Origin of the sequence: Sphingopyxis sp. (genome assembly GCF_040216815.1) — a bacterium.
In the GTDB taxonomy this organism is placed as follows: Bacteria; Pseudomonadota; Alphaproteobacteria; order Sphingomonadales; family Sphingomonadaceae; genus Sphingopyxis.
In genome coordinates this window covers 255,783-274,062 of the sequence record NZ_JAVJOJ010000006.1, presented here as the reverse complement: position 1 = coordinate 274,062, position 18,280 = coordinate 255,783, and the positions used below count along the sequence as shown (strand labels likewise).

General features: G+C 64.7%; 15 protein-coding genes and 1 pseudogene. 7 read left to right on the top strand and 9 right to left on the bottom strand.

The features are described from left to right. Positions 1-36: 36 nt before the first annotated feature. The 6 genes and pseudogenes from rplL to RIA72_RS10160 all read left to right on the top strand — a co-directional run bounded on the left by rplL (position 37) and on the right by RIA72_RS10160 (position 11,811). Positions 37-417, top strand: coding sequence for a 50S ribosomal protein L7/L12 (gene rplL, locus RIA72_RS10185; RefSeq protein WP_131616269.1), 381 nt, complete (start codon positions 37-39; stop codon positions 415-417). Between the two features lie 242 nt (positions 418-659). Next, complete coding sequence (gene rpoB / locus RIA72_RS10180) at positions 660-4,802, top strand: DNA-directed RNA polymerase subunit beta (protein ID WP_350032068.1); 4,143 nt, start codon at positions 660-662, stop codon at positions 4,800-4,802. 102 nt (positions 4,803-4,904) lie between these two features. Beyond that, positions 4,905-9,191, top strand: a complete 4,287-nt coding sequence (gene rpoC, locus RIA72_RS10175) for a DNA-directed RNA polymerase subunit beta' (protein ID WP_350032067.1) — start codon at positions 4,905-4,907, stop codon at positions 9,189-9,191. A 275-nt stretch (positions 9,192-9,466) separates the two neighbouring features. After that, positions 9,467-9,826: pseudogene (locus RIA72_RS10170) on the top strand (YciI family protein); the annotation flags it as partial. A 68-nt stretch (positions 9,827-9,894) separates the two neighbouring features. After that, positions 9,895-11,214 carry an RNA polymerase sigma factor gene (locus RIA72_RS10165; RefSeq protein ID WP_350032066.1) on the top strand — a complete coding sequence of 440 codons (1,320 nt, stop codon included), beginning with the start codon at positions 9,895-9,897 and terminating at the stop codon, positions 11,212-11,214. A 294-nt stretch (positions 11,215-11,508) separates the two neighbouring features. Next, positions 11,509-11,811: a hypothetical protein gene (locus tag RIA72_RS10160; RefSeq protein WP_350032065.1), complete on the top strand. Its 303-nt coding sequence runs from the start codon at positions 11,509-11,511 to the stop codon at positions 11,809-11,811. Between the two features lie 41 nt (positions 11,812-11,852). Here RIA72_RS10160 and RIA72_RS10155 read toward each other — a convergent pair whose 3' ends face one another. From RIA72_RS10155 to RIA72_RS10115, 9 genes are all read right to left on the bottom strand, one after another. Continuing rightward, positions 11,853-12,050 carry a hypothetical protein gene (locus RIA72_RS10155; RefSeq protein WP_350032064.1) on the bottom strand — a complete coding sequence of 66 codons (198 nt, stop codon included), beginning with the start codon at positions 12,048-12,050 and terminating at the stop codon, positions 11,853-11,855. Positions 12,051-12,079: 29 nt separating this feature from the next. Further along, positions 12,080-12,232, bottom strand: coding sequence for a hypothetical protein (locus RIA72_RS10150; RefSeq protein WP_350032063.1), 153 nt, complete (start codon positions 12,230-12,232; stop codon positions 12,080-12,082). A gap of 41 nt (positions 12,233-12,273) precedes the next feature. Beyond that, positions 12,274-12,531: a translation initiation factor IF-1 gene (infA, locus tag RIA72_RS10145; RefSeq protein ID WP_350032062.1), complete on the bottom strand. Its 258-nt coding sequence runs from the start codon at positions 12,529-12,531 to the stop codon at positions 12,274-12,276. A 2-nt stretch (positions 12,532-12,533) separates the two neighbouring features. After that, entirely contained in the window at positions 12,534-12,740 is a 207-nt protein-coding gene (locus RIA72_RS10140) for a cold-shock protein (RefSeq protein ID WP_350032061.1), read from the bottom strand. Between the two features lie 326 nt (positions 12,741-13,066). Beyond that, complete coding sequence (leuA, locus tag RIA72_RS10135; RefSeq protein WP_350032060.1) at positions 13,067-14,743, bottom strand: 2-isopropylmalate synthase; 1,677 nt, start codon at positions 14,741-14,743, stop codon at positions 13,067-13,069. Between the two features lie 291 nt (positions 14,744-15,034). Next, a complete protein-coding gene (locus RIA72_RS10130) occupies positions 15,035-15,520 on the bottom strand; it encodes a rhodanese-like domain-containing protein (RefSeq protein WP_350032059.1) in 486 nt (161 codons plus the stop codon). A 126-nt stretch (positions 15,521-15,646) separates the two neighbouring features. Beyond that, the gene (locus RIA72_RS10125) at positions 15,647-16,003 is read right to left on the bottom strand and encodes a hypothetical protein (RefSeq protein WP_350032058.1); all 357 of its coding nucleotides are present in this window, start codon (positions 16,001-16,003) and stop codon (positions 15,647-15,649) included. A gap of 112 nt (positions 16,004-16,115) precedes the next feature. Next, positions 16,116-16,760, bottom strand: a complete 645-nt coding sequence (locus RIA72_RS10120) for a YceI family protein (RefSeq protein WP_350032057.1) — start codon at positions 16,758-16,760, stop codon at positions 16,116-16,118. A gap of 108 nt (positions 16,761-16,868) precedes the next feature. After that, positions 16,869-17,276, bottom strand: coding sequence for a hypothetical protein (locus RIA72_RS10115; protein WP_350032056.1), 408 nt, complete (start codon positions 17,274-17,276; stop codon positions 16,869-16,871). A 158-nt stretch (positions 17,277-17,434) separates the two neighbouring features. Here RIA72_RS10115 and RIA72_RS10110 point away from each other — a divergent pair, with 158 nt between their 5' ends. Beyond that, entirely contained in the window at positions 17,435-17,920 is a 486-nt protein-coding gene (locus RIA72_RS10110) for a YHS domain-containing (seleno)protein (protein ID WP_350032055.1), read from the top strand. Positions 17,921-18,280: the final 360 nt, after the last annotated feature.

The window sequence follows — 18,280 nt, the reverse complement described above, 5'->3', positions numbered from 1 at the left end:
AACTGTTCGAACCTGATATCCGAAGGAAGATGAAAAATGGCTGATCTCGCCAAAATCGTAGATGACCTGTCGTCGCTGACCGTGATGGAAGCGGCCGAACTGTCCAAGATGCTCGAAGAGAAGTGGGGCGTTTCCGCCGCCGCTCCGGTTGCCGTCGCGGCCGCCGGTGGCGCCGGTGCCGCCGAAGCTGCTCCTGAAGAGGAAAAGGACGAGTTCGACGTGATCCTGGAGTCGGCAGGCGACAAGAAGATCAACGTCATCAAGGAAGTGCGCACCATCACCGGTCTGGGCCTGAAGGAAGCCAAGGATCTGGTCGAAGGCGCGCCCAAGCCGGTCAAGGAAGCCGTTTCCAAGGGCGAAGCCGAGGAAATCGTCAAGAAGCTCGAGGAAGCCGGCGCCAAGGCGTCGATGAAGTAAGCGTTCAGGGCTCTGGCGGGCGCGATCGCGCGCCCGCCGCTCACCCATGTGGGCAGGCCTTGTTTAGTGCGTGAACCCTTTTCCTGAAGCCTGAAGGCAGGTTTCCGGAAACGGGTTTTATCCGTTTTGAGGTGGCGGGACCGGGCGCATGGGTTCCGCCCCACCGTTTGGCCGGGCGCGGTGTGGTGACCGCCCGGCATGGACATGACCGCCCGGCCAGGGCGAGATGACGAGGAGCGGCAATGGCTCAGACCATTACTTTCAACGGTCGCAAACGTGTACGCAAGTTCTTCGGCGAGATTCCGGACGTCGCCGAGATGCCCAACCTGATCGAGGTGCAGAAGGCCTCCTACGATCAGTTCCTGATGATGGACGAGCCCGATGGCGGGCGCCCCGACGAGGGTCTTCAGGCCGCGTTCAAGTCGGTCTTCCCGATCAAGGATTTCGCCGGCACGGCACAGCTCGAGTTCGTGCGCTACGATTACGAGGCGCCCAAGTTCGACGTCGAGGAGTGCCGCCAGCGCGACCTGACCTATTCGGCGCCGCTGAAGGTGACGCTGCGCCTGATCGTGTTCGATGTCGACGAGGACACCGGCGCCCAGTCGATCAAGGACATCAAGGAGCAGGACGTCTACATGGGCGAAATGCCGCTGATGACGTCCAACGGCACCTTCATCGTCAACGGCACCGAGCGCGTGATCGTCTCCCAGATGCACCGCTCGCCGGGCGTCTTCTTCGATCACGACAAGGGCAAGACCCATTCCTCGGGCAAGCTGCTGTTCGCTGCCCGCGTCATTCCCTATCGCGGCTCGTGGCTCGACATCGAGTTCGACGCCAAGGACATCGTGCACGCGCGCATCGACCGCCGCCGCAAGATCCCGGTGACGTCGCTGCTGATGGCGCTCGGCATGGATCCCGAGGAAATCCTTTCGACCTACTACAACTTCGTCACCTACGAGCGTGACGGAGAGACCTGGCGCATCCCGTTCTCGGCCGAGCGTCTGAAGGGTCAGAAGCCGACGACCGATCTGGTCGACGCTGATTCCGGCGAAATCGTCATCGAGGCCGGCAAGAAGGTGACCGCGCGCGCGGTCAAGCAGCTTGAGGAAAAGGGCGTCAAGGCGCTCAAGGCCACCGACGAGGACCTTTACGGCTCCTATCTGGCCGAGGACATCGTCAATCCCGAAACCGGCGAGATCTATCTCGAGGCCGGCGACGAGATCGACGAGAAGACACTCAAGGTGCTCATCGAGAGCGGCCAGACCAGCTTCCCGATCCTCGACATCGACCATGTCAACGTGGGGCCGTACATCCGCAACACGCTGGCCGCCGACAAGAACGAGAGCCGCCAGGACGCGCTGTTCGACATCTACCGGGTGATGCGCCCGGGCGAGCCGCCGACCATGGAAACGGCCGAGGCCATGTTCCATTCGCTGTTCTTCGATTCCGAGCGCTACGACCTTTCGGCCGTCGGCCGGGTCAAGATGAACATGCGCCTTGGTCTTGATGCCGACGACACGGTGCGCGTCGTGCGCAAGGACGACATCATCGAGGTGGTCCGCACGCTGATCGACCTGCGCGACGGCAAGGGCGAAGTCGACGACATCGACAATCTCGGCAACCGGCGCGTGCGCTCGGTCGGCGAATTGATGGAGAACCAGTACCGCGTCGGCCTTCTGCGCATGGAGCGCGCGATCAAGGAGCGCATGTCCTCGATCGACATCGACACGGTCATGCCGCAGGACCTGATCAACGCCAAGCCGGCGGCCGCCGCCGTGCGCGAGTTCTTCGGTTCGTCCCAGCTCTCGCAGTTCATGGACCAGACCAACCCGCTCAGCGAGATCACCCACAAGCGCCGGCTTTCGGCGCTCGGACCGGGCGGTCTCACCCGCGAGCGGGCGGGCTTCGAGGTGCGCGACGTGCACCCGACGCACTATGGCCGCATCTGCCCGATCGAGACGCCGGAAGGCCCGAACATCGGCCTGATCAACTCGCTCGCCACCTTCGCCCGCGTCAACAAGTACGGCTTCATCGAAAGCCCGTACCGCAAGGTCGTCGACGGCAAGGTGACCGACGAGGTCGTCTACCTGTCGGCGATGGAAGAGGCCAAGCACCACGTGGCCCAGGCCAACGCCGAGATCGGCGACAATGGCGAACTGACCAGCGAATTCGTCATCGCCCGCCATGCCGGCGACGTGATGATGGCCCCGCGCGAGAACATCGACCTGATGGACGTCTCGCCCAAGCAGCTCGTCTCGGTCGCCGCCGCGCTGATCCCGTTCCTTGAGAACGACGACGCCAACCGCGCGCTGATGGGCTCGAACATGCAGCGTCAGGCCGTGCCGCTGGTGCGCGCCGAGGCGCCCTATGTCGGCACCGGCATGGAGCCGATCGTCGCCCGCGACTCCGGTGCGGCGATCGCCGCGCGCCGGTCGGGCGTGGTCGACCAGGTCGACGCGATGCGCATCGTCATCCGCGCCACCGACGAGCTCGATCCGGGCGAACCGGGCGTCGACATCTACCGGCTGCAGAAGTTCCAGCGTTCGAACCAGTCGACCTGCATCAACCAGCGTCCGCTGGTGAAGGTGGGCGACCGGATCGACAAGGGCGACATCATCGCCGACGGTCCGTCCACCGACCTCGGCGACCTCGCGCTCGGCCGCAACGTGCTCGTCGCGTTCATGCCCTGGAACGGCTACAACTACGAGGACTCGATCCTTCTGTCCGAGCGCGTCGTGCGCGACGACGTCTTCACCTCGATCCACCTTGAGGAATACGAGGTCAACGCCCGCGACACCAAGCTCGGTCCCGAGGAGATCACGCGCGACATCCCGAACGTGTCGGAAGAGGCGCTCAAGAACCTCGACGAGGCCGGCATCGTCTACATCGGTGCCGAGGTCGGACCGGGTGACATACTGGTCGGCAAGATCACGCCGAAGGGCGAAAGCCCGATGACGCCGGAGGAGAAGCTCCTGCGCGCCATCTTCGGCGAGAAGGCCTCGGACGTTCGCGACACCTCCATGCGGATGCCGCCCGGCGGCTTCGGAACCGTGGTCGAGGTGCGCGTGTTCAACCGGCATGGCGTCGAAAAGGACGAACGCGCCATGGCGATCGAACGCGAGGAGATCGAGCGTCTTGCCAAGGACCGCGACGACGAGCAGTCGATCCTCGACCGCAACACCTACAGCCGTCTGGCCGAGATGCTGACGGGGCAGGAGGCGATCGCCGGTCCCAAGGGCTTCAAGAAGGGCACCAAAATCGATCAGGAGGTGCTGGACAGCTATCCGCGTTCGAACTGGTGGCAGTTCGCCGTCGCCGACGAGAAGCGTCAGGACGGTCTCGAACAGCTGCGCAACCAGTACGACGAGACCAAGAAGCAGCTCGAGCAGCGCTTCATGGACAAGGTCGAGAAGGTCCAGCGCGGCGACGAGATGCCTCCGGGCGTCATGAAGACCGTCAAGGTCTTCGTCGCGGTCAAGCGCAAGATCCAGCCCGGCGACAAAATGGCCGGCCGCCACGGCAACAAGGGCGTGGTCAGCCGCATCCTGCCCAACGAGGACATGCCGTTCCTCGATGACGGCACCCATGTGGACATCGTGCTCAACCCGCTCGGCGTGCCCTCGCGCATGAATGTCGGCCAGATCCTGGAGACCCATCTGGGTTGGGCCTGCGCCGGCATGGGCAGGAAGATCGGCGAGATGCTGGAGGCCTATCGCGAGGCCGGCGACATCAAGCCGCTTCGCGCCACGCTCGAGGACATCATTCCGGACAACAACCGCAACGAGCCGATCCGGAAGATGGACGATGACAGCCTGGTCAAGGTCGGCGAGCAGTTCGCCAACGGCGTAACGATCGCGACCCCGGTCTTCGACGGTGCGATCGAGCCCGAGATCAACGCCATGCTGGAGAAGGCGGGCCTCAACCAGAGCGGCCAGTCGACGCTTTTCGACGGGCGCACGGGCGAGGCGTTCGACCGGCCGGTGACGGTGGGCTACATCTACATGCTCAAGCTGCACCACCTGGTCGACGACAAGATCCACGCCCGTTCGATCGGTCCGTACTCGCTCGTCACCCAGCAGCCGCTGGGCGGCAAGGCGCAGTTCGGCGGCCAGCGCTTCGGCGAGATGGAGGTCTGGGCGCTCGAAGCCTATGGCGCCGCCTACACGCTGCAGGAGATGCTGACGGTCAAGTCGGACGACGTGGCCGGCCGCACCAAGGTCTACGAGGCGATCGTGCGCGGCGACGACACGTTCGAGGCGGGCATTCCCGAGAGCTTCAACGTGCTCGTCAAGGAGATGCGCTCGCTGGGCCTGAACGTCGAACTGTCCTCGACCCGTCCGCTGGTCGACGACGACGCGCAAATGCTGCCCGACGCGGCCGAATGATCAAGGCGGGGCCGGCTCGAAGCCGGCCCGCCGCACCCGTACGTTTCCGGTGGCTGACCTGCCACCATTTGCAAAGGGCGCTATGCCCACAAGGAGAACGGCATGAACCAAGAGATCGCCAATCTCTTCAATCCTCAGGCCACTTCGCAGAATTTCGACTCCATCCGGATCTCCATCGCGAGCCCGGAAAAGATCATGTCCTGGTCGTTCGGTGAGATCAAAAAGCCCGAAACGATCAACTACCGCACGTTCAAGCCCGAACGTGACGGCCTTTTCTGCGCGCGCATCTTCGGTCCGATCAAGGACTATGAGTGCCTGTGCGGCAAGTACAAGCGGATGAAGTACAAGGGCATCATCTGCGAGAAGTGCGGCGTCGAGGTCACCCTGTCGCGCGTACGCCGCGAGCGCATGGGCCACATCGAACTGGCGGCGCCCGTCGCGCACATCTGGTTCCTGAAATCGCTGCCGAGCCGCATCGCCACGCTGCTCGACATGACGCTCAAGGACATCGAGCGGGTTCTGTATTTCGAGAACTACATCGTCACCGAACCGGGCCTGACCCCGCTCAAGGAGCACCAGCTCCTGAGCGAGGAGGAGTACATGCTTGCGGCCGAGGAGTATGGCGAGGACCAGTTCACCGCCATGATCGGCGCCGAGGCGATCCAGGAGATCCTGCGCACGCTCGACCTGCCCAAGACGGCGGTCGATCTGCGCGAGGAACTGGACGCCACATCATCCGAGCTGAAGACCAAGAAGCTGATGAAGCGGCTCAAGGTCGTTGAGAACTTCATCGATTCGGGCAACCGTCCCGAATGGATGATCATGAGCATCATCCCGGTGATCCCGCCCGACCTGCGGCCGCTGGTGCCGCTGGACGGCGGCCGCTTTGCGACCTCGGACCTCAACGATCTCTACCGCCGCGTCATCAACCGCAACAACCGCCTCAAGCGGCTGATGGAACTGCGCGCGCCGGGCATCATCATCCGCAACGAGAAGCGGATGCTGCAGGAGTCGGTCGACGCGCTGTTCGACAATGGCCGGCGCGGCCGCGTCATCACCGGCGCCAACAAGCGTCCGCTGAAGTCGCTCAGCGACATGCTCAAGGGCAAGCAGGGCCGGTTCCGCCAGAACCTGCTCGGCAAGCGCGTGGACTATTCGGGCCGTTCGGTCATCGTGACCGGCCCCGAACTGAAGCTGCACCAGTGCGGCCTGCCCAAGAAGATGGCGCTCGAACTGTTCAAGCCGTTCATCTATGCGCGGCTTGACGCCAAGGGCTATTCGTCCACCGTCAAGCAGGCCAAGAAGCTGGTCGAGAAGGAAAAGCCGGAAGTCTGGGACATTCTCGACGAGGTGATCCGCGAGCATCCGGTGCTGCTCAACCGCGCGCCGACGCTGCACCGGCTGGGCATCCAGGCGTTCGAGCCGGTGCTGATCGAGGGCAAGGCGATCCAGCTTCACCCGCTGGTCTGCACCGCGTTCAACGCCGACTTCGACGGCGACCAGATGGCCGTGCACGTTCCGCTGTCGCTGGAAGCGCAGCTCGAGGCGCGCGTGCTGATGATGTCGACCAACAACATCCTCAGCCCCGCGAACGGCAAGCCGATCATCGTGCCGTCGCAGGACATGGTCCTCGGCCTCTATTATCTGTCGCTCGAACGCGAAGGCGAACCGGGCGAGGGCATGATGCTCGCGGACATGGCCGAAGTGCATCAGGCGCTCCACGTTGGCGCGGTCACGCTGCACTCGAAAATCGTCAGCCGCGTCCCGCAGACCGACGAGGATGGCAATGAATATCTGAAGCGGTTCGAAACCACGCCGGGCCGCATGCTCATCGGCGAATGCCTGCCGAAGTCGCACACCGTGCCCTTCGACGTCGTCAACCGCCTTCTCACCAAGAAGGAAATCGGCGACGTTATCGATCAGGTCTATCGCCACACGGGGCAGAAAGAGACGGTGCTGTTCGCCGACGCCATCATGGCGCTGGGCTTCCGCCACGCGTTCAAGGCGGGCATTTCGTTCGGCAAGGACGACATGATCATCCCGGCGTCGAAGGAGCAGATGGTCGACGAAACTCGTGCGCTCGTGAAGGATTTCGAGCAGCAGTATCAGGACGGCCTGATCACGCAGCAGGAGAAGTACAACAAGGCGATCGACGCCTGGTCGCAGTGTGGCGACAAGGTCGCGAACGCGATGATGGACGAAATCCGTGCGACGCCGAAGCTCGACGACGGACGGCTCGCCCCGATCAACTCCATCTATATGATGGCGCATTCGGGTGCGCGTGGTAGCCAGGCGCAGATGAAGCAGCTCGCGGGTATGCGCGGCCTGATGGCCAAGCCGTCGGGCGAGATCATCGAAACCCCGATCATCTCGAACTTCAAGGAAGGCCTGACCGTCCTTGAGTACTTCAACTCGACCCACGGCGCGCGCAAGGGTCTGGCCGACACGGCGCTCAAGACGGCGAACTCGGGTTATCTGACCCGCCGTCTGGTCGATGTGTCGCAGGATTGCGTCGTGATCGAGGAAGATTGCGGCACGACCCGCGGCATGGAAATGCGCGCGATCGTGCAGGGCGGTTCGACCATCGCTTCGCTCGGCGAGCGCATATTGGGCCGCACGACGCTGGAAGATGTTGTCGACAAGGACGGCAATGTCATCGCGCCCGTCGGGACTTTGCTCGACGAAGCGACGACGCAGCGCATCGAAGATGCCGAAGTCCAGTCGGTCAAGATCCGTTCGCCGCTGGTCTGCGAAGCGACGCTGGGCGTTTGCGGCAAATGCTATGGCCGCGACCTGGCCCGCGGTACGCCGGTGAACATCGGCGAAGCCGTCGGCGTCATTGCCGCGCAGTCGATCGGTGAGCCCGGCACGCAGCTGACGATGCGGACCTTCCACATCGGCGGTGCGGCGTCCGTCAACGAGCAGTCGAATGCCGAAGCGATTTCGGACGGCACGATCGAATATCGCGACATGGCCACGATCGTCGACCAGCGCGGCCGCCGTCTGGCGCTGTCGCGTTCGGGCGAAATCGCGATCATCGACAGCGAAGGCCGCGAGCGCGCGTCGCACAAGCTGCCCTATGGTGCGCAGATCATGCACAAGGACGGCGAAAAGGTGAAGAAGGGCGACCGGATTGCCGAATGGGATCCGTTCACCATGCCGCTGATCACCGAAAAGCAGGGCGTCGTGAAATATCAGGATCTGCTCGACGGCAAGACGCTGACCGAGCAGGTCGACGAAGCGACGGGTATCGCCCAGCGCGTCGTGATCGAATATCGCGCCGCGGGACGCAGCAAGAAGGAAGACCTTCAGCCGCGCCTGACCCTGCTCGACGATGCGTCGGGTGAAGCCGCGCGCTATCTGCTCGCGGTCGGCACGATGATCTCGGTCGAGGACGGGCAGGAAGTGCAGGCGGGCGACGTGCTGGCGCGCGTCAGCCGCGAAGCGTCGAAAACGCGCGACATCACCGGCGGTCTGCCGCGTGTTGCCGAGCTGTTCGAAGCGCGTATTCCGAAGGACAACAGCGTCATCGCGAAGATCAGCGGCCGTATTGAGTTCGTCAAGGACTACAAGGCGAAGCGCAAGATCGCGATCGTTCCGGAGGAAGGCGACCCGATCGAGTATCTCATTCCCAAGTCGAAGGTTCTGGAAGTGCAGGAAGGCGACATGGTCAAGCGCGGCGACGCGCTGATCTCGGGCTCGCCGAACCCGCATGACATTCTCGACGTCATGGGCGTCGAGGCGCTGGCCGAATATCTGGTCGCGGAAATCCAGGAAGTCTATCGACTGCAGGGCGTGAAGATCAACGACAAGCACATCGAGGTGATCGTTCGCCAGATGCTGCAGAAGGTCGAGATCACGTCGGGCGGCGACACGACGCTGCTGCCGGGCGAACAGCTCGATTATCTGGAGATGATGGAATATAACGCCAAGCTGCCGAAGAATGGCGTGCCTGCGGAGGGCCGCCCGGTCCTGCTGGGCATCACCAAGGCGTCGCTGCAAACGCGCAGCTTCGTTTCGGCGGCATCGTTCCAGGAGACGACCCGCGTTCTCACCGAAGCGTCGGTGCAGGGCAAGATCGACTCGCTGCAGGGCCTCAAGGAAAATGTCATCGTCGGCCGCCTGATCCCGGCGGGTACCGGCGCTGCCATGAACCGCGTCCGCGTTACCGCCTCGTCGAAGGATGCAGCGCTCCGCGCCGCGATGCGCGCCGCGAATCAGGAACATCTGATCGCGCCGGCAACCGCGGCCGAAGAACATGAAGCCGAACTGGCGCAGGGCCCCGAAGCGGCGATCGGCGACGATCCGCTGGGCAAGGTGCAAGGCGAAGACTTCACGACCGACGATGTGATGGTCGAGGAGCGCCCCGGCGCGGAAGGCGAGGAATAACTTTCCGATCCTTTCAGGGAACTCGACAGACAAGGCCCCGCCGGAGCGATCCGGCGGGGCTTTTTCGTATGAGCAGCGGATTCAGGTGCTGCCCCGGAAATCGGCTTTGCGACGATCCGCCGCCATTATGCGAAAGGTAATCGCCGGGCGGGCGGACGTCCGTGATAAGGACGCACGATGATGCGATTTTTTCTGCCACCTGTCGATTCCGGTCGGGCTCGTTCGTCGTCAGCATAGAGGGCCGCTGTTGGCCCCGCCAATCAAGGAGATGACCAATGCGTGTGATGGTGTTTGTGAAGGCGACCGAGGACAGCGAAAAGGGCCTGCCGCCGACGGCCGAAATGACCGAGATGTTCGAGGCGATGGGCAAGTTCAACGAGGAACTCGTCAACGCCGGCGTGATGGTCGCGGGCGACGGGCTGAAGCCGTCGTCGCACGGCAAGCGCATCCACTTCGACGGCCCGAACCGCACCGTGATCGACGGTCCGTTCGCCGAAGCGCGCGAACTGGTTGCCGGTTACTGGATCTGGGAAGTCAAGGACATCGATGAGGCGGTCGCCTGGGCGAAGCGTTGCCCCAATCCGATGATCGGGCCGAGCGACCTTGAAATCCGCCCCTTCTATGAACTGGAAGATTTCGGCGACGCGGTGACGCCCGAAATCGCCGAGCATGAGCAGCGCCTGCGCGAAAAGCTCGGCGGCGAATGACGCCCATGTCAGCGGCCATGCTTGCCTCGCCGCCGGAGTTGGCGGACAAGGCGGGCATGGTAGCCGACGACACCCACCGGGCCATCGAGGCGGCCTATCGGATCGAGCGCGCCAGGCTGATTGCCGGCCTAGCGCGTGTCGTGCGCGACGTCGACCGCGCCGAGGAGCTGGCGCAGGATGCGCTGCTCACCGCGCTGACCGAATGGCCGAAAAGCGGCGTCCCGGACAAGCCCGGGGCGTGGCTGATGGCCGCGGCGAAACGGCGGGCCATCGACGGCATCCGCCATGCGGCGATGCGCGAGCGCAAACATGCCGAGGTGGCCCGCGAACTGGACGAGGAGCAGGGCATGAGCGCCGAGGCGGTCGAGGCAGCGCTGGACGATCCGCTGGGCGACGAACTGCTCGGCCTGATCTTTGCGGCGTGCCATCCGGTGATTTCGCCCGAAGCGCGCGCCGCGCTGACGCTGCGGCTGGTCGGCGGGCTGACGGTGGAGGAGATTGCGCGCGCCTTTCTGTCGAACGAGGCGGCGATTGCGGCGCGGATTACCCGCGCCAAAAAGGCGATCGCCAAGGCGGGCGTGGCGTTCGAGGTGCCGCGCGGCGCCGAGCTGGCGGCGCGGCTGCCGTCGGTGCTGGAGGTCGTCTATCTGATCTTCAACGAAGGTTATGCCGCCACGAGCGGAGCGTCGCTGGTCCGCCCGCCGCTCTGCGCCGAGGCGCAGCGGCTGGGGCGCATCCTGGCCGGGCTGATGCCGGGCGAACCTGAAGTCCTGGGGCTGCTCGCGCTGATGGAGATCCAGGCGTCGCGGCTGGCGGCGCGCGCCGGGCCCGATGGCAAGTTCGTGCCCCTGACCGAACAGAACCGCGCGCGCTGGGACCAGCTGTTGATCCGCCGCGGGCTGAACGCGCTGGCGCGAGCCGAGGCGCTGGCCGGCGCCGACGGACCCTATGCGTTGCAGGCGGCGCTCGCGGCGTGCCACGCTCGGGCGCGGCGCGCGGAGGACACCGACTGGCGGCGCATCGCCGCACTATACGACCGGCTGCGGCAGGTGATGCCGTCCCCGGTGGTCGAGCTCAACCGCGCGGTCGCGCACAGCATGGCGTTCGGCCCCGAGGCGGGGCTGGCGCTGATCGATGCAATCGCGGGTGACGCGGCGCTGCGCAATTATGCCCCGCTTCCCGCGGCGCGCGGCGATTTCCTGCTGCGCGCCGGGCGCCTGGCCGAAGCCCGCCACGCGTTCGAGGCGGCCGCGGCACTGTCGGCGAACGAGCGCGAGCGCGACTGGCTGCTTGCGCGCGCCGCCGCCTGCGGCTGAGAAGGCGGCTAGTGCATTTCATGCCGCCGCGCTCTAAGTATCAGGAATTGCAGTGGAAGGTTGCGTATCGCTGACTGTCGCTTGTCGATGGGGGACGCCCGCTCGTCGAAACAATAGTTAGAATGCTTCATTTTTTGCGTCATGGTCGCCGCGGTCGTTCGCCCCCTTGCGGACGCCGGGACCTTTGCCATTTGGTCTGTTCAGGAGATATTGCCTCGCCTCGGCGCCCCTCACGCTGGACCAGATCGTGCCGGTTGCCCCTTCGCTTTTTCCCCCAATCGAAGGTGATCCGTAGTGACCCCTCCCCCGAATGCAGCCGCTGGCGGCTGCGATTGCCTGCCCCCTCCGCCGCGACGCGAAAGCGCCGATACGCCCGCATCGCCCGCACCGACGCCGGCCTTTGTCCTGCGGTACGAGGATCGCTGGTTCGGCATCGAGAAGCGCGTCGTGTTCGACGCACCCGACACCGCAACCGCGCTGGCCCTGATCGAGCATGAACCGATCGGACGCTGGGCCGAATTGTCGCAGGATGGCGTCGTCATTTGCCGCCGCGGCGGCGAACCCGGCGATGCGGTGGATTATTGGGTCGCCGATTGAACGAGCGAGCGGCGCGCGCATAGGTGCGCCGACACGGGTGTTTATTGCGCCGCAGCGGCAGCGGCGAGCCGGTCCTTCTCGGCGCGCAATTTTTCGGTGTGGAGCAGCTTGTCGGCCATCGCCTGCCACGCCGCGGCGGCGCGCAAGTTGCGTTCGCGGACGCGGTCGAGCCCGGAAGCCTCGGCTTCTGCGGTGCAACGCTGCGCCTGGGTGAGGTAGAATTCGGTGGTGGCCGACACAGACTGCGCTCCTGAAAAAGGGTTTGGGGTCAGTCGACCATATCGGCGATCAATCGCCGGAGTTCGCGCCGCGAAAGCGTCGGGCGGCGGCGGCGCGACGGCGTCGCCGCCATGGCCTTTCCGGCCAGCGACAACGCAGGCAGTGCGGGAATGATCGAAGGATTGTTTCGAAATAAATTCATCATCTTTATCTTTGATTTTTCGTTACTTGAGTTAGGCCCGGTCAGCGCGATCGGCGCTGTCCCGGTGTGGTCGGCCCACCACCGCGTTCGCGGTAGACGAGGCGACCTTTGGTCAGGTCGTAAGGCGTCATTTCGACGCGGACCGCATCGCCAACGACCGTCCGGATGCGGAAACGCCGCATCCGGCCGGCCGTATAGACGACGACCTGATGACCATTTTCGAGCGTGACGCCGAAGCGCCCGTCGGGCAGGACTTCGTCGACCTGCCCCTCAAAGGTCATCAGTTCCTCCTTGGCCAAGATCAGGCCGACTGGAGGTTGATCGCCGAAACCTTGCCATTCTTGCCGGTTTCGAGGTCGTAGGAGACGCGCTGTTCCTTGTTCAACGTGGCCATGCCCGCGGCCTGGACCGCAGTGATGTGGACGAAGCTGTCGCCCGAGCCGTCTTCATTTTCGATGAAGCCATAACCCTTGTCCTGATTGAAGAATTTTACGGTGCCGATGGCCATGAGAGTGTTTCCTTTCACGAAAACGGGAAATCCCCCGGCAAAAGCACCGGCGGAGCTGGTAGCATGTGAAGGGAAAAGTCTGCCCCAAGGGGCCGTCAAATTCCGTCGCAGGCGACGTTAGCTTCCCGAATATGGCGGTTTTCCTTGAAAAGTCAAGGGTGGCGGATTTTAGACCCTCCCTGTGCCCCTTCGGCTGGCTCGCCAGCCACTCCGGATAAACCACCGCATAGCGCATCCGCAGGGCGTGGTGGAGGGGCGACGACGACGCGCCAGCGTCCCCTCCGCGCTGCCACCTCCCCATAGCCTTCGGCCACAGGGAGGATTGTTCAGGCTCCGTTGGCGGCGCTCAAAATTGCCCGCACGCTCGCCGTCGCAACGTCCGTGTCGAGCCCGCAGCCGAACAGGCTTTTCCCGTCCGCCGTGCGGCATTCGACATAAGCCGCGGCCTGGACATTGCTGCCCTGGCCAATCGCGTGCTCGCTGTAATCGACGATGTCCATGACCGGGCCTCCCGACTCGGCGAGCGCGGCGATGACGCTGCTCATCAGGCCGTTGCCGCGGCCGCTGACGCTGCGGGGGGCGCCGTCGATGGTGAGCTTGCCCGCGAAGATGCGGTCGGTGCCCCCGGAACCCGTGCCGTGCGTCTCCGACCAGTCGACGAGCTGGAAGCGCTTGCCCGACGTGGCGAGATAGGTGCGCTCGAACGCCTGCCAGATGTCCTCGGCGCCGAGTTCGCGGCTGCTACTGTCGGCGAGCGCCTGGACGACGTGGCTGAAGCTTGCCTGCATCTTCTTGGGCAGTTTCAGCCCCTTGTCCTGTTCGAGCACCCACGCGACGCCGCCCTTGCCCGACTGGCTGTTGACGCGGATCACCGCTTCATAGCTGCGCCCCAGATCGGCGGGGTCGATGGGCAGGTAAGGGACTTCCCAGCGTTCGTCATTCTGGCGTTCGCGCGCGGCGAAGCCCTTTTTGATCGCGTCCTGATGACTGCCCGAAAAGGCGGTGTAGACGAGCTCGCCGCCATAGGGGTGGCGCGGGTGGACGGGCAGATTGTTGCAATATTCGACCGTCGCGATGACTTCGTCGATGTTCGAGAAGTCGAGCCCGGGGTCGACGCCCTGCGTGTACATGTTGAGCGCGACAGTGACGAGGCAGGTGTTGCCGGTGCGCTCGCCATTGCCGAACAAACAGCCCTCGACGCGGTCGGCGCCCGCGAGCAGGCCGAGTTCGGCCGCCGCGACGCCGGTGCCGCGGTCGTTGTGGGTGTGCAAGGATATGATCGCGGCGTCGCGATTGGGCAGGTTCTTTGCGAAATATTCGATCTGATCGGCGTAAATGTTCGGCGTCGCCGCCTCAACCGTCGCGGGGAGGTTGAGGATGATCGGGTTTTCGGCCGTGGGATGGAGAATGTCCATCACCGCCTCGCAGCATTCGAGGCTGAAATCGAGTTCGGTGGTCGAGAAGCATTCGGGGCTGTATTGAAAACGCCAGTCGGTGCCGGGCAGGCGCGCGGCATTGTCGCGCAGCTGCTTTGCGCCCTCGATCGCGATCGCCTTGATGTCGGCCTTGTCCATGCCGAACACGATCTTGCGCCACGCAGGCGCGACGGCGTTATAGACGTGGACGATCGCGGTTTTTGCGCCCTCCAGGCTGTCGAAGCTGGTGCGGATGAGGTCGGCGCGGCTTTGCGTCAGCACCTGCGGCGTCACATCGTCGGGGATGCGGCCCGATCGGACGAGACCCTGGATATAGTCGAAGTCGGTCGCGCCGCTGGCCGGAAAGCCGACCTCGATTTCCTTGAACCCAGCCTTGACCAAGAGGTCGAAGAAGCGCGTCTTTTTCTCGGCATCCATCGGGTCGATCAGCGACTGGTTGCCGTCGCGCAGGTCGGTCGAGAGCCAGATCGGGGCCTTTGTGGTGACGCGGGAGGGCCATTCGCGGGTCGCCAGGGGAACCTGCGGGAAGGCGCTGTACTTGACCGAAGGGTCGCGGAGCATGGTCATGTCGGTATAACTTCTTCTGGTGGTTGCGTCGGTGTCGGTCGGACCCTTGAGCGGGTGGCCGCGACAGCTGCGCAGCCACTGTCACGCCCAAGGGCGTGTAAGTCGCAGAAGAAGAAGGGCGCCCGTACGCATGGGCGCCCTAGTGATGCAAAATGTCGCGCTTGGCAAGGGGGGAGTGTGAAAATTGCGTGTGACCATGCTTCCGCCATCCCGGCGAAGGCCGGGATCCCGACTTATGGCAAGGACGCACCGGCGAGATCCCGGCCTTCGCCGGGATGACGAATAGAGGGGTCAGCCCGTCACCCATTCGACCCTGGGATCATGGAAGTCGACCACGTCGGCGAGTTCGCTGACGTTGGGGTAGCCATAGCCGACGAGGTTGATGAAGGTCTGGATATTGAGCGCGAGCGCCGCGGCCTTGACCGGCACCGGGCTTTGGTTGTTCGAAAAATTATTGTTGCAATAGATGAGGACCGGGCGGTTCGCGTCGGGGCCGATCACCGCGGCGAGGCTGTCGGCGGTGAAATCGGTGAGCGGCAGGTTGACCGCGCCCCTGATATGGCCGCGCTGAAAGGCGTCTTTCGAGCGCGCGTCGAGGAGCAGCGTGCCGGGACGCGCCGCCGCGGCCTTGAAGGCGTCGAAGGCGAGCAGGCGCTGCGCGCGCTGCGGCGCGACGCTGGCGGTGAGCGCCTCGAACGCCGGATAATCGATCTGCGGATTTGCCTGTGCCAGCGCGGGCGCGGCGGCGGTGAGGGCGAGAAGCAGGGTATGGCGCATATGATCCTCCCTTCAAGGAGGGGACGCTACGCCGCGCGGGCTGGCCCTGCGATGAACGGGAAAATGCCGCCGGGCGGTGCACGAGACGCGCCGCCCGGCGCAGGGCAGGGGATCGTCGCGGGAGGCTCAGGCGGCTTCGCTGGCGTCGTCGTCCTCGTCCCAGGGTTCGTAGATCTCGTCCTCGATCATGTTGTCGACGGCGTGGACCCGCACGCCGATGCACCAGTCGTCAAGCGGGCCTTCCCACGCGGCCTCGACCGCTGTGAGCGCGTCGGCACCCGCGTCGGACGGGCGATCGCCGACGAGGTCGAAATCCTGCACCCCGTCGTCGGGCGGGGTGATATAGACATGCGGGTCGAGCCGGACGCGGCTCCAGCCCGCGGTGGGGACAAGCCCCTCGGCCTCGACGGTCAGCAGCGGGTTTTCCTCGTCGCCGCCGATGAAGGCGGTGACTTCGACAATTTCGCGTACCAGTTCGCTCATCACACGGCTCCTGTACGAAAAGGGGCGGGACCGGCGCTGGTCCCGCCCCCTTTTACGCGGCGCATGTGACAGATTGGGGAGCGGGCCGGTGCCGCCCTTTCTTGCGAAGCGCTTACTGCTTTTCGAACGCGGCGTGGATTTCGAGCTCGACTTCGTCGCTGACCGCCGGAATGCCGTAGCTGATGCCGAAATCGCTGCGCTTGATCGTCGCTTCGGCCTGGAAGCCGACGGTCTCCTTCTTGTTGAAGGGATTGGTCCCGGCGCCGTGGAAGTCGACGTCGAGCGTGACGGGTCTGGTCACGCCGTTCAGCGTCAGATTGCCCGTGACCTTGGCCTCGTCGCCGTCATCGTCGAGTACAACGGCGGTCGACACGAATTTGGCGTCGGCGGGGGCGGCGCCGAAAAAGTCGGGCTTGCCGCCGTCCTTGCCCGCGCGCAGCAGATGGCCGGTCAGCCCGGCGCTGGCGGTGGTGACTTTGGCGACGGGGATCGTCACGTCGACCTTCGCCGCGGCCGGATTCGCGGGGTCAATGACGAGCGTACCCGCGACGTCGCCGAAAATGCCGCTATATTTGCTGAAGCCGAAATGGTCGACTTCCCACACGACCATCGTGTGTCCCGGATCGGCCGCGTAGGTGCCGGCGGTGACGCGCGACTTGTCGGGGGCGCCGGGCGCCGAGCCGCCTTGTGCGACGACGATGGGCGTCACGACGGCGGCGGCGAGCGCGAAGGCGACAAGGGGGAGGGGGCGACGCATGAGCAAATCTCCTGTTGGGGAAGGAAAAGGCTAGGCGCGCGGGCCGCCCTGCGTCAACCAGCGTTCGAGAAACGCTGGGTTTCACCAAGGCCCTGACCCTGGGCCCGATCAGCGCGCGCGGCGCGCCTCGAACCACTGCCGCAGCGCAAGCGCGGCGCAGCCGGTATAGCCGTAGCTGCCGACGGGCGAGCAGCTGTCGGGGCGCGTCTGGCGCGCGATATTTTCATACCCCTCGACCGCCGAGGCCCAGCTGCCGCCGCCCGCGGGGGCGTCGTCCTTGAGCTCCTCGCGCAATTCCTGGGGCACGCGATAGCGATCGCCCTCGGGCCGCTGCGCGCACACGATGATCTCGCCCTCCTGCGGTTCGGGGCAGGGTTCATCGCCGAAGGTATAGAGGACCGAGGTGCGCTGCGGCGGCTCGCTCGATTGCGCGAGGCTTTCGTTCCCCTGCGCCAGCCCGGGGACGGAGAGCATGGCCGCAAAGGGCAGGAGAAGCGCGCCGGTTCTTGTCATCATTCTCGCATTCCCGCGCCCCGCTACCCCGCAGCCACCATCGCCCGCGAAGATGAACCTAAGCCGAACCGGCGGCGTAACCCACTGGCGCCGCGCGCCGAACCCGGATTGGGCGACCGCGACCGGCATGATGTCGAAGGGGCCGAAGTGGAGATTGGAAGATGAAATACAATGCCCCGTTGCTGCGGGCGGCTGCCGCGTTCGCTCCTCTGTCGCTGATCGTGGTGGCACCCAATGCCGCTGCGAAACCCGTCTATATCGGGGTCGAGGGCGGCAATGTTGCGGTGAGCGGTTATGACGCGGTGAGCTATCTCATCGGCGACGGCGTGCCGGTGAAGGGGAGCGCCGACTTCGCGGTCGAGCACGACGGCGCGGTCTATCATTTTGCGAGCGCCGTGAATGCCGCGCGCTTCGCTGCCGATCCCGGGGCGTTTGTACCGCAATATGGCGGGCACTGCGCGTGGGCGATGGCACGCGGCTATCTCGCGCCTGGCGACCCGCTGGCCTATGCGGTTGTCGACGGCAAGCTGTACCTGAATTTCAACCAGGCAGTGAAGACGAAGTGGGACGCCGATCGCGCCGGCTTTATCGCGGCGGCGGAAAAGAATTGGGCGGCGATGCCGGAGGATGCGAAGTTCGGAGGGTGATGGGGCGGGATTGGGGTGGAAGGCCGACATCTTCAGTTCCGTCATCCCGGCGCAGGCCGGGATCTCGCCGGTGCGGCAAAACGACGGGGTGAGATCCCGGCCTTCGCCGGGATGACAATGAGAGAAGGGTCCGCTTTCGGTCGATTCCGGTCATTCGGCCCAGACCGCGGCGAACAGTGCAAACGGGTTGAGGAGTAGCAATCGATCCTCCCTGTCGCGCAGCGATGGGGAGGATTGGGCGGTAGCAATCGGGCGGTGCCTGTCATTCGATCCACAGGCCCTGATCCGGCTTAATCCGCTATTGCAAATGATTTGCACTAACATATAAGTGCCACACGCTGCGGGCAGATTCGCCGCTGC

Coding starts and splice junctions, on each gene's coding strand:
- rplL (WP_131616269.1), top strand. CDS start 37: ATGGCTGATCTCGCCAAAATCGTAGATGACCTGTCGTCGCTGACCGTG.
- rpoB (WP_350032068.1), top strand. CDS start 660: ATGGCTCAGACCATTACTTTCAACGGTCGCAAACGTGTACGCAAGTTC.
- rpoC (WP_350032067.1), top strand. CDS start 4,905: ATGAACCAAGAGATCGCCAATCTCTTCAATCCTCAGGCCACTTCGCAG.
- RIA72_RS10165 (WP_350032066.1), top strand. CDS start 9,895: ATGACGCCCATGTCAGCGGCCATGCTTGCCTCGCCGCCGGAGTTGGCG.
- RIA72_RS10150 (WP_350032063.1), bottom strand. CDS start 12,232: ATGAATTTATTTCGAAACAATCCTTCGATCATTCCCGCACTGCCTGCG.
- RIA72_RS10140 (WP_350032061.1), bottom strand. CDS start 12,740: ATGGCCATCGGCACCGTAAAATTCTTCAATCAGGACAAGGGTTATGGC.
- leuA (WP_350032060.1), bottom strand. CDS start 14,743: ATGACCATGCTCCGCGACCCTTCGGTCAAGTACAGCGCCTTCCCGCAG.
- RIA72_RS10130 (WP_350032059.1), bottom strand. CDS start 15,520: ATGCGCCATACCCTGCTTCTCGCCCTCACCGCCGCCGCGCCCGCGCTG.
- RIA72_RS10125 (WP_350032058.1), bottom strand. CDS start 16,003: ATGAGCGAACTGGTACGCGAAATTGTCGAAGTCACCGCCTTCATCGGC.
- RIA72_RS10120 (WP_350032057.1), bottom strand. CDS start 16,760: ATGCGTCGCCCCCTCCCCCTTGTCGCCTTCGCGCTCGCCGCCGCCGTC.
- RIA72_RS10115 (WP_350032056.1), bottom strand. CDS start 17,276: ATGATGACAAGAACCGGCGCGCTTCTCCTGCCCTTTGCGGCCATGCTC.
- RIA72_RS10110 (WP_350032055.1), top strand. CDS start 17,435: ATGAAATACAATGCCCCGTTGCTGCGGGCGGCTGCCGCGTTCGCTCCT.